Genomic DNA, 13,124 nt, shown 5'->3' with positions numbered 1-13,124 from the left:
TAAAATACATTAAGAAAGGAGGGCCACGATGAAGGATGGAGCACTCTTTATAAAAGTCGCTTTGTTATTTTGTTTCATGACAGGATGTTCTTTTATGAATGAGCAGCAGGAAATATCTAAACCTGCTACTACCTTGATTCAGAGTCAACTAACTTCTGAAGGACAGGATTTAAATAATAGGATGATAATCATTGGAACTGGAGATATGACAGGTGTTTATTTTTCGTTAGGACAAAGATTATCAAATATGTATGAAAAATATAATGGAACCGTGTCAGGTACCCAGGTAACCCATGCTTCCATCGAAAATACTGAATTGGTTAGCAGCCATCGCGCAGAAATTGGTTTTACCACAGTGGATGTACTGGATTTGCCTGAAACGGATAAATCCAAGTTAAGAGCTTTAACGGCCCTATATTCCAATTATGTACAAATTGTTACTACTAAACAAAATGGTATTGATTCCTTAGAGGATTTAGTTGGGAAACGCATTAGTGTGGGAACGGCAGGAAGCGGTACAAGGCTTATTGCAGAGCGGATACTGTTAGAATCTAATTTACCGACTGATCAATTGAATTTATCCTATCTTTCTTTTTCTCAATCTGCAGAAGCATTACGAAATGGTACTATTGATGTGGCTTTCTTTTCTTCGGGGATTCCGAATAATGAAATCGCTTTCATATCCAAGCGGACTGAACTATCTTTTATTCCAATCCCGAGTGACATCATTGAAGGTCTTCAAAAACAATATGGAGTTTATACCCATGATGAAATTCCCAGAGATACATACAGTGGAATGAAAAAAAATGTCCAAACGATTTCAATTAAAAATGTCCTGGTGACCTACAAGGAAATGTCTGATCCTCATGCATACAGTCTTGTGAAAACATTATATGAACATCTGCCTGAACTACAGCATACACATCCAGCTGCTTCTGATATTTCAATAAATGAAGCAACTAAACAAGTGCCACTTGATTTTCATCCAGGGGCCATGAATTATTTTAACGAACAAGGAATAATTGAAGATCAATGAAAAAACGGGAGGTAATGACTATGAAAAAACTGCTGACTCTTTTATCAATAATAGTATTGATCGCTCTTGCGGGATGTGGTAATCCTACTCCGCAAAAACCGGGGGAATCCGTCCAAACGGGTTCGGGTGAAAAAGGAGAGAAAAAAATAACGATTGCCGGTAATGGCGGTGTCATTGAAAGTGCCATCAGGGATGTGATTGCACCAAAGTTCAAAGAAGAAACGGGAATCACTGTTAATTATATTTCCGGTTTATCAGGTGAAATTCTATCCAAAGTGGAATTACAGAAGAACGCTCCGCAAATAGATGTTGCCCTTTTTGTACCGGTTGATGTAATTCGCGCTAAGGAGAAGGAACTGATCGTACCAATTGATGAGTCCAATGTTCCCAATATGAAATCGGTGGATCCACGTTTCATTCCGGTTGAAAATGCTGCCGCGCCAGCATTCGGTTTAGTCATTGCACCAGCCTATAATACGGAAACCTTTAAAAAGAATGGGTTAAAACCAATTGAATCTTGGAATGATCTTGTATCACCTGATTACGAGGGTAAAACGGCATTTTCAGATATTACGAATGACTGGGGTTTCAATACCCTTAATGGTCTGGCGATTTCAAACGGCGGCAGTACGGAAGATATGGAACCAGGTCTTGAAAAAGCGAAAGATCTTGCAGCTTATTCCAATACCTTTTATAAAAACTCAACGCAAATGATGCCAGCTGTCCAACAAGGAGCTGCTGACGTAACGGTCATGGGAAGTTACTCCATTGGTGAACTAGCCGTTTCAGGTATTCCCATTAAGATGGCCGTACCTAAAGAAGGTGTACCGCTTCAAGCTTTTAGTGCTGGTCTCGTGAAAAATACGCCAAATAGCAAAGAAGCCCTTGAATTCATCAACTATGTAATCAGTGAAGAAGCGCAAGCTTTAATTTCAGAAAAAGGATTTTATCCAACTGTAGAAGGAATGAAAATTCCAGAGAAATATGAAGAGTCAATCGGCCTTAAAGCAAGTGATAAAACATTCAAACCTGATTTCGCCAAGTTTGCCGAAATCCGCGCAGAGGTGTCAGACAGATGGGCGAAAGAGGTTACTCCTGAATTAGGGAAAAAACTCAAATAAAAAGGAGCGTGTTGATCACATGGAATTATTAAAAAAAGATGTGGAAATGAATAGGCAACACCTGGAGGCAGTTCAGGGGTTTGGGTCAAACAAAAATGATGTAGAGATAAAAGGCGCGTTTAAACAATTTGGAACGAACGTTGTCCTGAATGGCATTGATCTGGAGGTGAAACAAGGAGAGTTACTTACTCTTCTTGGGCCTTCAGGGTGCGGAAAGTCCACAACCTTGAACCTAATAGCTGGGTTCCTCGATGCAGATCGGGGAGAGGTCCATATTAAAGGCAATAATGTGACTAAAGTTCCGCCTTATAAGCGAGATTTAGGGATGGTTTTTCAAACATATTCGCTTTTTCCTCATATGACAGTCTATGAAAATCTCAGTTTTGGCTTGAAACTGCGCAAAGTTAGTAAAACTGAGCAAAAAAAGAAGATAAGTAAAGCGCTTGAATTAGTGAAAATGTCAGGATTGGAGAATCGTTATCCAAGGGAATTATCAGGAGGTCAGCGTCAGCGTGTTGCAATTTCCAGAGCACTTGTAGTTGAGCCGGAGCTCCTATTGCTTGACGAGCCGCTTTCAAATCTTGATGCAAAGTTACGCCATGAACTTAGGGCCGAGATAAAGCGCTTACAAAAAGAGATTGGCGTAACGACCATTTTTGTAACCCACGATCAAGAAGAAGCTCTTTCCATGTCAGATCGAGTTGTGGTCATGAATGCAGGGAAAATTGAACAAATCAGTACTCCAACTGAGATTTACAATCATCCCAAGACTGAATTCGTGTTTCAATTCATCGGAAAATCGAATTGTTTTGAAGGGAATGTGTCTGCTGTGGATAAGCGGAAAGTTTCAGTCAAGATAGGACCTGATATCACTCATGTCGATGCAAACAACATCATGGGAAATGATAGTGATTTGAAAACTGGTGATGAAGTGAAGCTATATATTAGACCAGAAAAATTGCAAATAGTTTCTCTTGAAGAAAAATCTGCCTCTCCATTGGATTTCCAACATGCTAAGATCAGCCAAATTAACTATCTTGGTACCTCTTGGGAAATCAATGTTCTATTACATGGGAAAAGTATTCAAGTATTGACTTCCGCCTTCGATTCATCATGGCAAAATGGAAGTGAGGTGCTGATTGGATGGAGCCCATCAGAAGTTATGCTAGTCAAGAAATAGAACAGGAGACGAATCCTATCGAACCGCAAAAGGAACCTAAAATAAAGAAAAGGAAAGTCTGGGTTCCGGGATTACTCCTTTTAACGCCGATTCTGCTTTTCATATTTGGTTTCTTTGTCATACCGATGTTATACATTTTATATTTAAGCTTCATATCGACAGATAATCTTGGAGGAGCGGATGCAGTTTATAGCCTGAAAAACTATACACAATTATTTACCGATAGCTATTACTTATCTTCTTTATGGCTGACAGTGAAAATCAGTTTATATTCGGTCTTGGTTGCTTTATTTCTTGGATATCCGGTAGCTTTGACGATGGCCAAAAGTTCAGCGCGGATCAGAGGGTACATCACTCTCTTGATCGTGTCACCGCTCTTGGTAAGTATAGTTGTCCGTAATTTTGGCTGGTATCTATTGCTATTGCCTAACGGAACGATTAATCAAACCTTGATGGCCCTTGGCATAATTGATGCGCCATTGAAACTATTGTTTTCGGAAATCGGGGTTGTGATAGGGCTATCCAATGCATATCTTCCTTTCATGATCTTATCCATCGTTGCCAGTTTATATAATATTGATCCTTCTCTGGATAAGGCAGGAGCAATACTTGGGGCAAGCCCATTCAGAAGGTTCTTTTCGATTACATTGCCGTTAAGTATCCCTGGTATCGTATCTGGCTGCATTCTCGTATTCAGTTTATCAATGAGTGCTTATGTTACGCCTGCACTAATGGGGGGAGCCAATGTGCCCGTGATGCCTGTTGTCATCTATGATCAAATAAATAACTTGCTGCATTGGACATTCGGATCTGCTCTTTCTTATATTCTATTAGCAACCACTGTCATATCAGTGGCCGTCTTTACCAGGGTGTTTGAAAAAGGGAAATTCAAGGAGGTATTCCGATGATGAAAACGTTTGGCGGCCTTCGGATTGCCGTAGCCGTGTTGGCAATTATCTATATCTTGATACCGCTCATTGTCGTTATTCCCGCTTCTTTTACAAGTGCCAATTATCCAAGTTTTCCGGCTGAAGGCTTTTCACTGCAATGGTATTCCAAGATCTTGGAGCGTCCTGAATTTTTGGAAGCCTTTTTGAACAGTGCGAAGTTCGCAGCATTGGCTGCCCTTTTCTCCGTCATATTCGGAACTTTGGGTGCCCTTGGCATCGCAAAGTATGATATACCTGGAAAATCATATATTACGGCCCTTTTAACTTCTCCACTAAGTGTGCCGCAATTAGTCTTGGGGATTGCACTTTTAATGTACTTTACACCAATGATGCTTGCCGGTACGTCTACAGGATTTTTAATTGCCCATATCGTTATTTGCATACCCTATGTTATGCGGCTCGTATTAACCGGTTTAAGTGGATTTGATTATAATCTCGAAAGGGCTGCGGCCATACTTGGAGCGAATCCACTAACAGTTTTCATGAAAGTGACATTGCCGCTAATAGGATCCGCGGCCATCTCAGGCGGATTATTCGCATTTTTGACATCTTTTGATAATGTAACGGTCTCTCTCTTTATGGTATCACCGGAAATGAGAACGCTGCCGATCGAAATATTCTCGCAAATGCAGGATGCCTACAATCCAATTGTTGCATCCGTATCAAGCGTAGTTATTTTCATATCTGTCCTTCTGATCGTCATACTTGAAAAAATTCAAGGTGTCGGGAAAGTTTTTGGTGGTTCCCATCATACTAACGGGTAAAAACGAGATGAATGATATGACAACCGATCATGGTGGTTAAGTTCTGATTTTTTCGAAGAAAACTCATCCAAATGTTCCATTTAAATGAGCCAAACACCTTTTGGCAGCCAATAGTGGAGCCGTTAGGACAGGGACAGAGGGATTAACCTGCTTTGCGATATGTTCCATACTATATTGTGAAAGCAAAATCACTTCTGTCTTTCCGTCCAATTGTTCCACCATCTTTTTAACCCGATCGTCATGTTCCTTTCTTTTTCCTTGTGATAATAAATGGATGATCCCGGGATCCACCAATGATTCGATCATACAGTCAGGATTCTTATTTAATAAGTAATTTTGAAGGGCGATCGGCGTTTCTTTTACGGTTGAAACCAGGCCGATGCTAGCATAGCGAAGCGCTTCATCAAGCATGGCCTCGTCTGAACGAAATAACTTAACAGGGTATAGAGGTTGCAAGATTGAAGTGATGTCATTAAAAGCAGAGCAAGTAAGTTGGATGCATGAAACATCAGAATCATGCGCTATATTCACTAATGCAGAAAAGCGGCGGATGATTTCCGGAGTCAACTTGCCGCTCTTTTCCATCAAGGCGAGCAGACCTGTGTCCATGAAATGAAGGAGTTCAATGTTTGGAGCAACAGTCTGAAAGGCCACTTCAATTGGTTGTAGTGCAGTTGTGGTTGCGTGAATCAGTGCGATTTTCACAAAAAAACCTCCTTTTTCTTTCATCATTATATCTAGCAAAATCATAAAATGCCATTATATAACATGCAGATGGTTCTTTTCCAATTTACTATTATGAAAGGAAGTGAGAAGCATGGAGAAAGAGGCCCTGGACGACCTTAGGCAGGTAATTCCAAATGACAGAATGTTCCTTGATTTGGCAGAAAGGTATTGTTATAGCTATGACGCTTCTTTTGGGGAATATTTACCTGAAATCGTTATACAGCCAAAAAATGCGGAGGAAATCAGTGAAGTGATTAAATTGGCCAATACTCACAGAATACCTGTTTATCCAAGGGGATCTGGAACTTCGTTAAGTGGAGGCCCATTACCTGTTAAAGGAGGAATGGTTCTTGATATGACCCTTTTACGGGATAAATTGATCATTGATCGGGAAAATATGCTTGCCATTGTTTCTCCAGGTGTGATTACGGCAAATATCCATAAAAAGGCTGAAGAAGCCGGCTTGTTCTATCCCCCGGATCCAAGTAGTTCCAACGTTGCCACTATAGGCGGGAATCTATTAGAAAATTCCAGTGGCCCAAAGGGGTTGAAGTATGGAACCACAAAAGAATATGTGATAGGCCTGGAGGTGGTCACCCCTACGGGAGAAATCATTCGTACGGGCGGAAAGACCGTAAAAAATGTAACAGGGTATGATTTGACCCGGTTGATCGTAGGATCGGAAGGTACCCTTGGCATCGTTACTGAGGCAACCATCCGCTTAATACCAAAACCTCAATCTAAACAAACATTTGTCGCCCACTTCAATCATTTGATAGACTCTGGCCATGCCATTACCAGCATTTTATCGTCAGGGATTCTACCATCTGCCCTGGAACTGATGGATAACGCGTGTATCCGTGCTGTCGAAAGCTATCGGCCTTCAGGATTGCCTCTACAGGCAGAAGCCATTCTGATCATAGAAATAGATGGTCACCCATTGGCGATCGAGGAAGAAATCAATAAATGCGCCGATATTTGCAGGGCGGAGGGTGCTTCCTACGTCAAGATAGCGGAGACAGAGGAAGAACGCCAAACTATTTGGAGTGCGCGTAAATCTGTTTCCCCGGCCATAACACAAATGGGTCCTACAAAAATTTCTGAAGACGCGACCGTTCCACGCAGTCAAATACCGGCGATGATGGAGAGATTAAACAATATCCGGGAGAAATACGGGTTGAACTTGGTTGTATTCGGACATGCAGGGGATGGCAATTTACATCCGAACATCATTACCGATAAACGAAATATTACGGAAATGAAAAAAGTGGAGCTTGCAGTCAGTGAAATTTTTGAAGCCGCAATCGAACTAGGAGGGACACTTTCCGGGGAACATGGTATCGGTACTTTAAAGTCACCTTATATGGAAATGGAATTAGGAATAACAGGGGTGAATATGATGAAAAAAATTAAAGAAGCATGGGATCCCAATAATATCCTGAATCCAGGAAAGATATTTCCTGATAAAGGCCAGACGAGGGTCGTGTTGGTTACATGAGTCCATCCGTCAAACCGAACGAGACAAATGCAGTAGCCAATAATTTATATTCAGATGCCTATGATTGGACAAACCAATGCGTAAAATGCGGTTACTGTTTACCAGCTTGTCCTACATATGAATCAATGGGAGTGGAATCCGCCTCTCCACGCGGTCGAATCAATCTAGTGAAAATGGCAGCCGAAGGGAAAATAGATTTCCAAAAAGATTTAGCTGAACCGATCGATCTATGTTTAGGCTGCCGTGCTTGTGAAACGGCATGTCCTGTCGGTGTGCCATACGGACATATACTGGAAGCGGCAAAAGAAGCCATTGAAAACTCCCCGTCAGCCAACAAAAAAAACAAAATGAACAAGATTAAAAAACTGGCTTTGGTTCATCTTTTTCCATATCCAAATCGGATGAACAGGATTGGTAGTGCAGTACAGTTCTATCAAAAAACAGGGTTATCCAAGCTTATCCGTTCATCGAATGTACTGCAAAAGGTTTCCCCAGCCCTTGCACAATTAGAACAAGCACTTCCAGCCATCGAGTCGTCCTCCAAACGAATTCGGACAGGTACGATAATGCCGGCAAAAGGGGAAACGAAATTAAAAGTGGCATTTTTTGCTGGGTGTATCATGGATTCCATGATGTCACGAATAAATCGTCTCACCATTGAGCTGCTCAACTTAGCAGGTTGTGAGGTCATTCTCCCTGAAAATCAGAATTGCTGTGGGGCACTGCATTCCCATCAAGGTGAAACAAACCAAGCGAAAGCATTGGCAAAGAGGAATATCCAAGCCTTCATGCAATCAGATGCTGATGTAATTGTAAATAACGCAGGAGGCTGCGGCGCTTCGCTTCTTGAATATGGACATTTATTGGCAGATGATCACGAATGGGCTGGGGCGGCAAGGGCTTTCTCGGAAAAATCAAAAGACATCAGTCAAATTCTTCATCAATTGGGGCCTCTCCCCTTTACTGAAGAATGGCAAGGCATCGTTTCCTATCAAGATTCATGTCATTTACGTAATGTTCAAAAGGTCCAAAAGGAACCTCGTTTACTATTGCAATCCATACCTGGAGTTTGTTATGTGGAAATGGAAGGGTTTGACCGTTGCTGTGCATCTGGAGGCATTTACAATCTTCTTCACTTTGATGAATCAATGAAAATTCTAGATGATAAAATGAAGAACCTAAAAGATACAAAAGCCGCTACAGTAGTGACCGTTAACCCTGGCTGCCAAATGCAAATGAGCATTGGCATTCAAAGGGAGGGGGCAGCAAACCAAATCAAAAGTATGCACCTTGTTGAAATACTTGCCAAGGCCTGCGGCTTGGATTGATAAAGAGGATATTAAAACTTCATAAGGCAATAATCGTCAGCATTTTCGCACTTATGGGAAAATGCTGACGTTTTTATTTTTCAATTAATTAATGACCCATGTTAGGGAATATAATGATTGATGAAAAACTCCATGTAGATTAATAATGCAGTGCCATATATATGGATGAAAGATTGATTATGTTAGTACACAGTATGTTAATTGCATGTAAATACATATGAAAAAACCCGTTCAATTTTCTGAACGGATCATCAAATTAGATGTGTTAGTAAATGAACTTAAATTCCTGTTTTTATGCCAAAACCTATTAAAATTAAGCCAGTTGATTTTTGGAATGCTTTCTGGAATTTAGAGTTGTTCATCCATTTCTTTGCGTAATCAATTAGAAAGACAAGAAAAAGAAACCACAATACAGCAAGAAAGGTTAAGATGAACGCTAATATAATCAATTGCTGGTTTACATTTCCGTTCAAATTGATAAATTGAGGCATGATTGTTATATAAACTAAAACGGTCTTTGGATTAAGAATATTATTAAGTAATGCTTGCATAAAGGAATCTTTATTATGCCGGCTTGAATACTTCGTAGGTGTATTTGCTTGTGCTTGAATTTCTTTTAATGAAAAAGCGCTTTTAGCAAAAAAACTTTTTATCCCTAAATAAATTAAGTAGGCGGCTCCCAAATATTTGATTGTACTGAACAGAATCACGGACTTTGCAATGACAACAGATAGTCCAAGAATAGCAATAAGCGTCCAAAAAGAAAGTCCCGTTGCCATTCCGAGAACGGTATAACGTCCAGCTTTTGGACCATAGCTAAGTGTGTTTTTTACTAAGAGCATGGTATCTGCTCCAGGAATAATAACCATCATTGCAACTATTGATATGTATGTAAGTAAGCTATCCATACTATTTCTCCCTTCCCTTCAATAGGGGTTACTAAAGTAACTACTTATGTAAGTATATTAGATGAAAATGGAAATCGTCAACAGATTTTGCTAAAATATTAGTTACAAAGGTAGCAACTACGGTTGTGTGGAGGGTTTATGAAAGAAAACATTTTAGACACATTAAAAAATCTAAATTTTACCGAATATGAAGCGAAAGCATATCTTGCCTTATTGGAAGAATCGCCATTGACAGGCTATGCAGTTGCAAAAAACTCCGGTGTACCGCGTTCAAGAATATATGAAATACTGGACAGTCTCGCATTAAGAGGGGATATTCTAGTTAGTCCTGGAAACACACCACAGTATACTCCCGTACCTGCAAGCGAGCTAATAAAAAACCGCCGCATGAAAGCAGAAGAAAACTTTGAACTGGCAGAAAAATCATTAGCGGAGTTTGAACGTTCTGCAAATGATCGTGAAAACATCTGGAACATCATGGGGCGTAATGAAATACTCGATAAGGTAAAAGCTTGTATATCATCTGCTAAAAAAAGAATACTCTTAGAGATTTGGGAAGAAGAATTCGAAGTATTAGAGTCAGAACTAAGACAGGCTGCAAATAAAGGAGTCAATGTCACAATTATTGCCTATGGTGAAATCGTCTGTGATTTTGCTAATGTTTACCTTCATTATATGGGTCATGAAATTACAGAAGAGTATGGTGGGCGATGGCTTGTTATTAGTGGAGATGATTCAGAAGTGGTAGCAGGTATTGTCTCGCTTGGTAAAGATAGCCGTGCAGCATGGACCATGCATGTAGGTTTGGTCATGCCCATTACAGAAGTCATGATTCATGATTTGTATCTCATGGAAATCATGGAGAAACATAGGGGACTTTTAGAAGAAAGCTTTGGTGTAAACCTCGCCAATTTACGTAAAAAATTTTCTATCCATCCAGATTATAAAAAACATTACGTGGACTAGATTCGTGTTATTAATTCCCTGTTTTTTACAGCATAATAAGAAAGCGAACATTATTGTCAACAATAGGGGCATACATCCAGGCAGGATTTATGCCCTTTAAAGATGAAGTCGCTTTTTGAGCATAGGTGCAGGTAAGTTTTTAGAAGCATCGCCCCCGGTACCCGACTGATTGAAGATACAGCAGATGATTAAGAAATATAACTATATTAAAATAGGGAAACGGGTATAATGAAGAGTGGAATAAACCATTCTTGGTAATGGGACTATTATAGTATCGGATTGACATCTTGATATCCGGATTACATAAAGACAGAAGGAGAAATGATTCATTTGGATAATAAAGAAACAAAAGGTATCGAGTTACCTGCCAACTATGAGGAATTAAAAAAATCTGCCAATCGCAAATCTAATTGGAGAGAACGTTTGGATGCGATCGAAGAATTAGGACAGTCAAAAAACAAACAAGTGATCGACATTCTCGCACATATCATGAACAGTGATTCTGTATATAAAGTTCAAGAGGCTGCATACCGACAACTGAAAGGATTAGGCGAAGATGTCCAATTGCCACCAAGGAAAAAGGGAGAACTGGTTAAAGGATTAACCAAAATCTTAGTAAGGATCAAGAAGAGTTTACCAGAAAATCACTCATATACTGAATTCAAAGATAAACTTCAGAAAATGAGAATGGATATTTATGATACCTATGAGGGTGAAAAAGGGGCAGATTTTGATAAGTGGTTAGAAAATACTTGGTCTGCGTTATCGAAAAGATAACATTCATTCAAAAGGAAAACAAATAAGATTGGATTTAGGAGCAAAATTTTTGCTCCTTTTTGTTTACCAATAAAATAGGAATACATGTATATCCCTCCCCTTTTTTAAACCATCGAATGGGACACTCTCTTGCATACAAGGATTAAATGACCGAGAGCCTTTAAAGCAATTCAAGAAAAACTACATTTCCCATGTGCTCAGCACACACTAGAATAATTCTATTTCTATATAAACACATTTTTTTTATAAATCAACATAATGATATTAATAGAATGAATGAACTCATCGAAAACCAGGGGGATGACAAGTGAATCAAATGTACACTATCCTTGAAGAAATTCAATCCATATCCATGGAGTGTGTATTGGCTACCATCATTCACGTGGAAGGTTCAGCATACTTGCGTGAAGGTACCTCCATGCTTATAAAAAAAGATGGTACATCTTCAGGCGTTATTAGTGTTGGGTGTATCGAGGAAGATCTTATTCTTCATTCTTGCAGAGTGTTTGAAAGGAAAAATACAGAGACCTTTGTATATCACATGGAAAGTGATGAAGATCCAGAATGGGGAATTGGAACAGGTTGTAACGGAACTCTCTATATATTACTGGAGTATGTGGACCATAAATTAAAAGAAAATCTTTCATATGTATTGGCTTCCATTAAAGAAGCTAAGGTGATCGTCCATCAAATTAAGTTAGATGATGATTGGAACTTATTGGGGTATTCTTTCCGGCCAGAGGATGAGTATACTAATGAACCCAAACAAAATGATGTTAGCTTTATTTATAGGCAAAAGATTATACCTAAACCGCGTTTAATCATTTTTGGAGCTGGATGTGATGTATATCCAGTTGTCACTATGGCTACCTCAATAGGGTTTTCAGTTACTGTTTGCGATTGGAGGTCCGAGCTTTGTAACGAAAATAATATACCCGACGCAGTTAGCCATATTATAGGATTCCCATCTGAAATTATGGAACAATTATCTTTAAAAAAAGATGATTATGTTATCATCATGACTCATAACTTTCAGAGAGATAAAGAAATACTTTCACTAATAATGAATCAGCCATTATCCTATATAGGCATTTTAGGTTCCAAAAAACGTACAGCCAGTTTATTTGACACGAAAATCCCTAATAATATACACTCACCTATCGGTTTATCAATTGGAGCTAAGGGCCCTTTCGAGATTGCAGTTAGCATTATAGCCGAATTAATTCAGGATAAAAGAATGAAGGGACATCCCGAATGAAAATAACTGGGGTATACCTGGCCGCTGGAAATAGTAATCGAATGGGTATAAATAAATTAGCATTGACATTAGGAAATAAAGAAATGGGAAGATGGGGATTAGAAAAAGCGGTTCTATCTGAACTTAACGATATTATCATTGTTTCGAATCATTTAAACCACTTGGATTTATCAGGTTTTAGTTCTGAAAAAATAATTACGGTCGAAATTAAAGAACCTGAAGCAGGTCAATCCCATTCACTCCAAACAGGTATACGATCAGCAAACAACATACATTCGGACGCCGTAGTAATTTTACTTGCTGATCAGCCCTTTATAACAACAAATATGATAAACAAACTCATCGAAATATACAAACGAAACCCTAATTACTCCTTTGTTGCCTCTAGTTTTCATGGTTGTATACGACCTCCCATACTTATTGACAAAGATCTCTTTTCCGACATTCACCTTTTACGAGGAGACCGAGGCGCAAGACAGATTCTAATGGCGAAGAGAGAACAGGGGATACTTGTTCCTTTTTATGTGGAAAAATGGTTTGTTGATATTGATAATATGGAAGAATATCTTTTTTGGAAAAACAAAATAGATAACAATTAAATAAGAATAATAA

The 13,124-nt window shown here is 39.3% G+C and carries 13 protein-coding genes; 11 read left to right on the top strand and 2 right to left on the bottom strand.

From position 1 onward, the window contains the following. The first annotated feature begins 28 nt into the window (after nucleotides 1–28). The 5 genes from JNUCC41_RS21935 to JNUCC41_RS21915 are packed head-to-tail and all read left to right on the top strand — an operon-like array spanning nucleotide 29 to nucleotide 5,051. Complete coding sequence (locus JNUCC41_RS21935) at nucleotides 29–1,036, top strand: TAXI family TRAP transporter solute-binding subunit (RefSeq protein WP_192204834.1); 1,008 nt, start codon at nucleotides 29–31, stop codon at nucleotides 1,034–1,036. Between the two features lie 20 nt (nucleotides 1,037–1,056). Next, nucleotides 1,057–2,157 (top strand): ABC transporter substrate-binding protein, encoded by a 1,101-nt coding sequence (locus JNUCC41_RS21930; protein ID WP_192204833.1) that lies wholly within the window; start codon nucleotides 1,057–1,059, stop codon nucleotides 2,155–2,157. Between the two features lie 46 nt (nucleotides 2,158–2,203). Beyond that, nucleotides 2,204–3,337, top strand: coding sequence for an ABC transporter ATP-binding protein (locus tag JNUCC41_RS21925; RefSeq protein WP_192208277.1), 1,134 nt, complete (start codon nucleotides 2,204–2,206; stop codon nucleotides 3,335–3,337). Beyond that, nucleotides 3,301–4,245 (top strand): ABC transporter permease, encoded by a 945-nt coding sequence (locus JNUCC41_RS21920; RefSeq protein ID WP_098372380.1) that lies wholly within the window; start codon nucleotides 3,301–3,303, stop codon nucleotides 4,243–4,245. Before JNUCC41_RS21925 ends, JNUCC41_RS21920 begins: the two co-directional genes overlap by 37 nt. Further along, nucleotides 4,245–5,051: an ABC transporter permease gene (locus JNUCC41_RS21915; protein ID WP_142244692.1), complete on the top strand. Its 807-nt coding sequence runs from the start codon at nucleotides 4,245–4,247 to the stop codon at nucleotides 5,049–5,051. Before JNUCC41_RS21920 ends, JNUCC41_RS21915 begins: the two co-directional genes overlap by 1 nt. 63 nt (nucleotides 5,052–5,114) lie before the next feature. On the opposite strand, the gene JNUCC41_RS21910 is transcribed toward JNUCC41_RS21915, so the two are convergent. After that, nucleotides 5,115–5,756 carry a hypothetical protein gene (locus JNUCC41_RS21910; RefSeq protein ID WP_192204832.1) on the bottom strand — a complete coding sequence of 214 codons (642 nt, stop codon included), beginning with the start codon at nucleotides 5,754–5,756 and terminating at the stop codon, nucleotides 5,115–5,117. Between the two features lie 112 nt (nucleotides 5,757–5,868). On the opposite strand from JNUCC41_RS21910, the gene JNUCC41_RS21905 reads away from it, so the two are divergent. Further along, a complete protein-coding gene (locus JNUCC41_RS21905) occupies nucleotides 5,869–7,275 on the top strand; it encodes an FAD-binding oxidoreductase (RefSeq protein ID WP_192204831.1) in 1,407 nt (468 codons plus the stop codon). Beyond that, nucleotides 7,272–8,603, top strand: coding sequence for a (Fe-S)-binding protein (locus JNUCC41_RS21900; RefSeq protein WP_192204830.1), 1,332 nt, complete (start codon nucleotides 7,272–7,274; stop codon nucleotides 8,601–8,603). The genes JNUCC41_RS21905 and JNUCC41_RS21900 overlap by 4 nt, the downstream gene beginning before the upstream one ends. Before the next feature lie 278 nt (nucleotides 8,604–8,881). Here the strand turns inward: JNUCC41_RS21900 and JNUCC41_RS21895 are convergent, their stop codons facing one another. Further along, a complete protein-coding gene (locus JNUCC41_RS21895) occupies nucleotides 8,882–9,511 on the bottom strand; it encodes a homoserine/threonine efflux transporter (RefSeq protein WP_192204829.1) in 630 nt (209 codons plus the stop codon). Between the two features lie 138 nt (nucleotides 9,512–9,649). On the opposite strand from JNUCC41_RS21895, the gene JNUCC41_RS21890 reads away from it, so the two are divergent. From JNUCC41_RS21890 to JNUCC41_RS21875, 4 genes are all read left to right on the top strand, one after another. Then, entirely contained in the window at nucleotides 9,650–10,477 is an 828-nt protein-coding gene (locus JNUCC41_RS21890; protein ID WP_192204828.1) for a TrmB family transcriptional regulator, read from the top strand. A 330-nt stretch (nucleotides 10,478–10,807) separates the two neighbouring features. Further along, nucleotides 10,808–11,254, top strand: coding sequence for a HEAT repeat domain-containing protein (locus tag JNUCC41_RS21885; protein ID WP_192204827.1), 447 nt, complete (start codon nucleotides 10,808–10,810; stop codon nucleotides 11,252–11,254). Between the two features lie 316 nt (nucleotides 11,255–11,570). Next, nucleotides 11,571–12,512, top strand: coding sequence for an XdhC family protein (locus JNUCC41_RS21880; RefSeq protein ID WP_228467691.1), 942 nt, complete (start codon nucleotides 11,571–11,573; stop codon nucleotides 12,510–12,512). Next, nucleotides 12,509–13,111, top strand: a complete 603-nt coding sequence (locus JNUCC41_RS21875; protein WP_192204825.1) for a nucleotidyltransferase family protein — start codon at nucleotides 12,509–12,511, stop codon at nucleotides 13,109–13,111. The genes JNUCC41_RS21880 and JNUCC41_RS21875 overlap by 4 nt, the downstream gene beginning before the upstream one ends. Nucleotides 13,112–13,124: the final 13 nt, after the last annotated feature.

Source organism: Brevibacillus sp. JNUCC-41 (genome assembly GCF_014844095.1).
Classification (GTDB): domain Bacteria; phylum Bacillota; class Bacilli; order Bacillales; family DSM-1321; genus Peribacillus; species Peribacillus aracenensis.
Note: the sequence above shows the minus strand (reverse complement) of the source record. Positions and strands in the feature narration are given on the sequence as shown.

Coding starts and splice junctions, on each gene's coding strand:
- JNUCC41_RS21880 (WP_228467691.1), top strand. CDS start 11,571: ATGTACACTATCCTTGAAGAAATTCAATCCATATCCATGGAGTGTGTA.
- JNUCC41_RS21900 (WP_192204830.1), top strand. CDS start 7,272: ATGAGTCCATCCGTCAAACCGAACGAGACAAATGCAGTAGCCAATAAT.
- JNUCC41_RS21895 (WP_192204829.1), bottom strand. CDS start 9,511: ATGGATAGCTTACTTACATACATATCAATAGTTGCAATGATGGTTATT.
- JNUCC41_RS21890 (WP_192204828.1), top strand. CDS start 9,650: ATGAAAGAAAACATTTTAGACACATTAAAAAATCTAAATTTTACCGAA.
- JNUCC41_RS21930 (WP_192204833.1), top strand. CDS start 1,057: ATGAAAAAACTGCTGACTCTTTTATCAATAATAGTATTGATCGCTCTT.
- JNUCC41_RS21935 (WP_192204834.1), top strand. CDS start 29: ATGAAGGATGGAGCACTCTTTATAAAAGTCGCTTTGTTATTTTGTTTC.
- JNUCC41_RS21875 (WP_192204825.1), top strand. CDS start 12,509: ATGAAAATAACTGGGGTATACCTGGCCGCTGGAAATAGTAATCGAATG.
- JNUCC41_RS21925 (WP_192208277.1), top strand. CDS start 2,204: ATGAATAGGCAACACCTGGAGGCAGTTCAGGGGTTTGGGTCAAACAAA.
- JNUCC41_RS21915 (WP_142244692.1), top strand. CDS start 4,245: ATGAAAACGTTTGGCGGCCTTCGGATTGCCGTAGCCGTGTTGGCAATT.
- JNUCC41_RS21920 (WP_098372380.1), top strand. CDS start 3,301: ATGGAGCCCATCAGAAGTTATGCTAGTCAAGAAATAGAACAGGAGACG.
- JNUCC41_RS21905 (WP_192204831.1), top strand. CDS start 5,869: ATGGAGAAAGAGGCCCTGGACGACCTTAGGCAGGTAATTCCAAATGAC.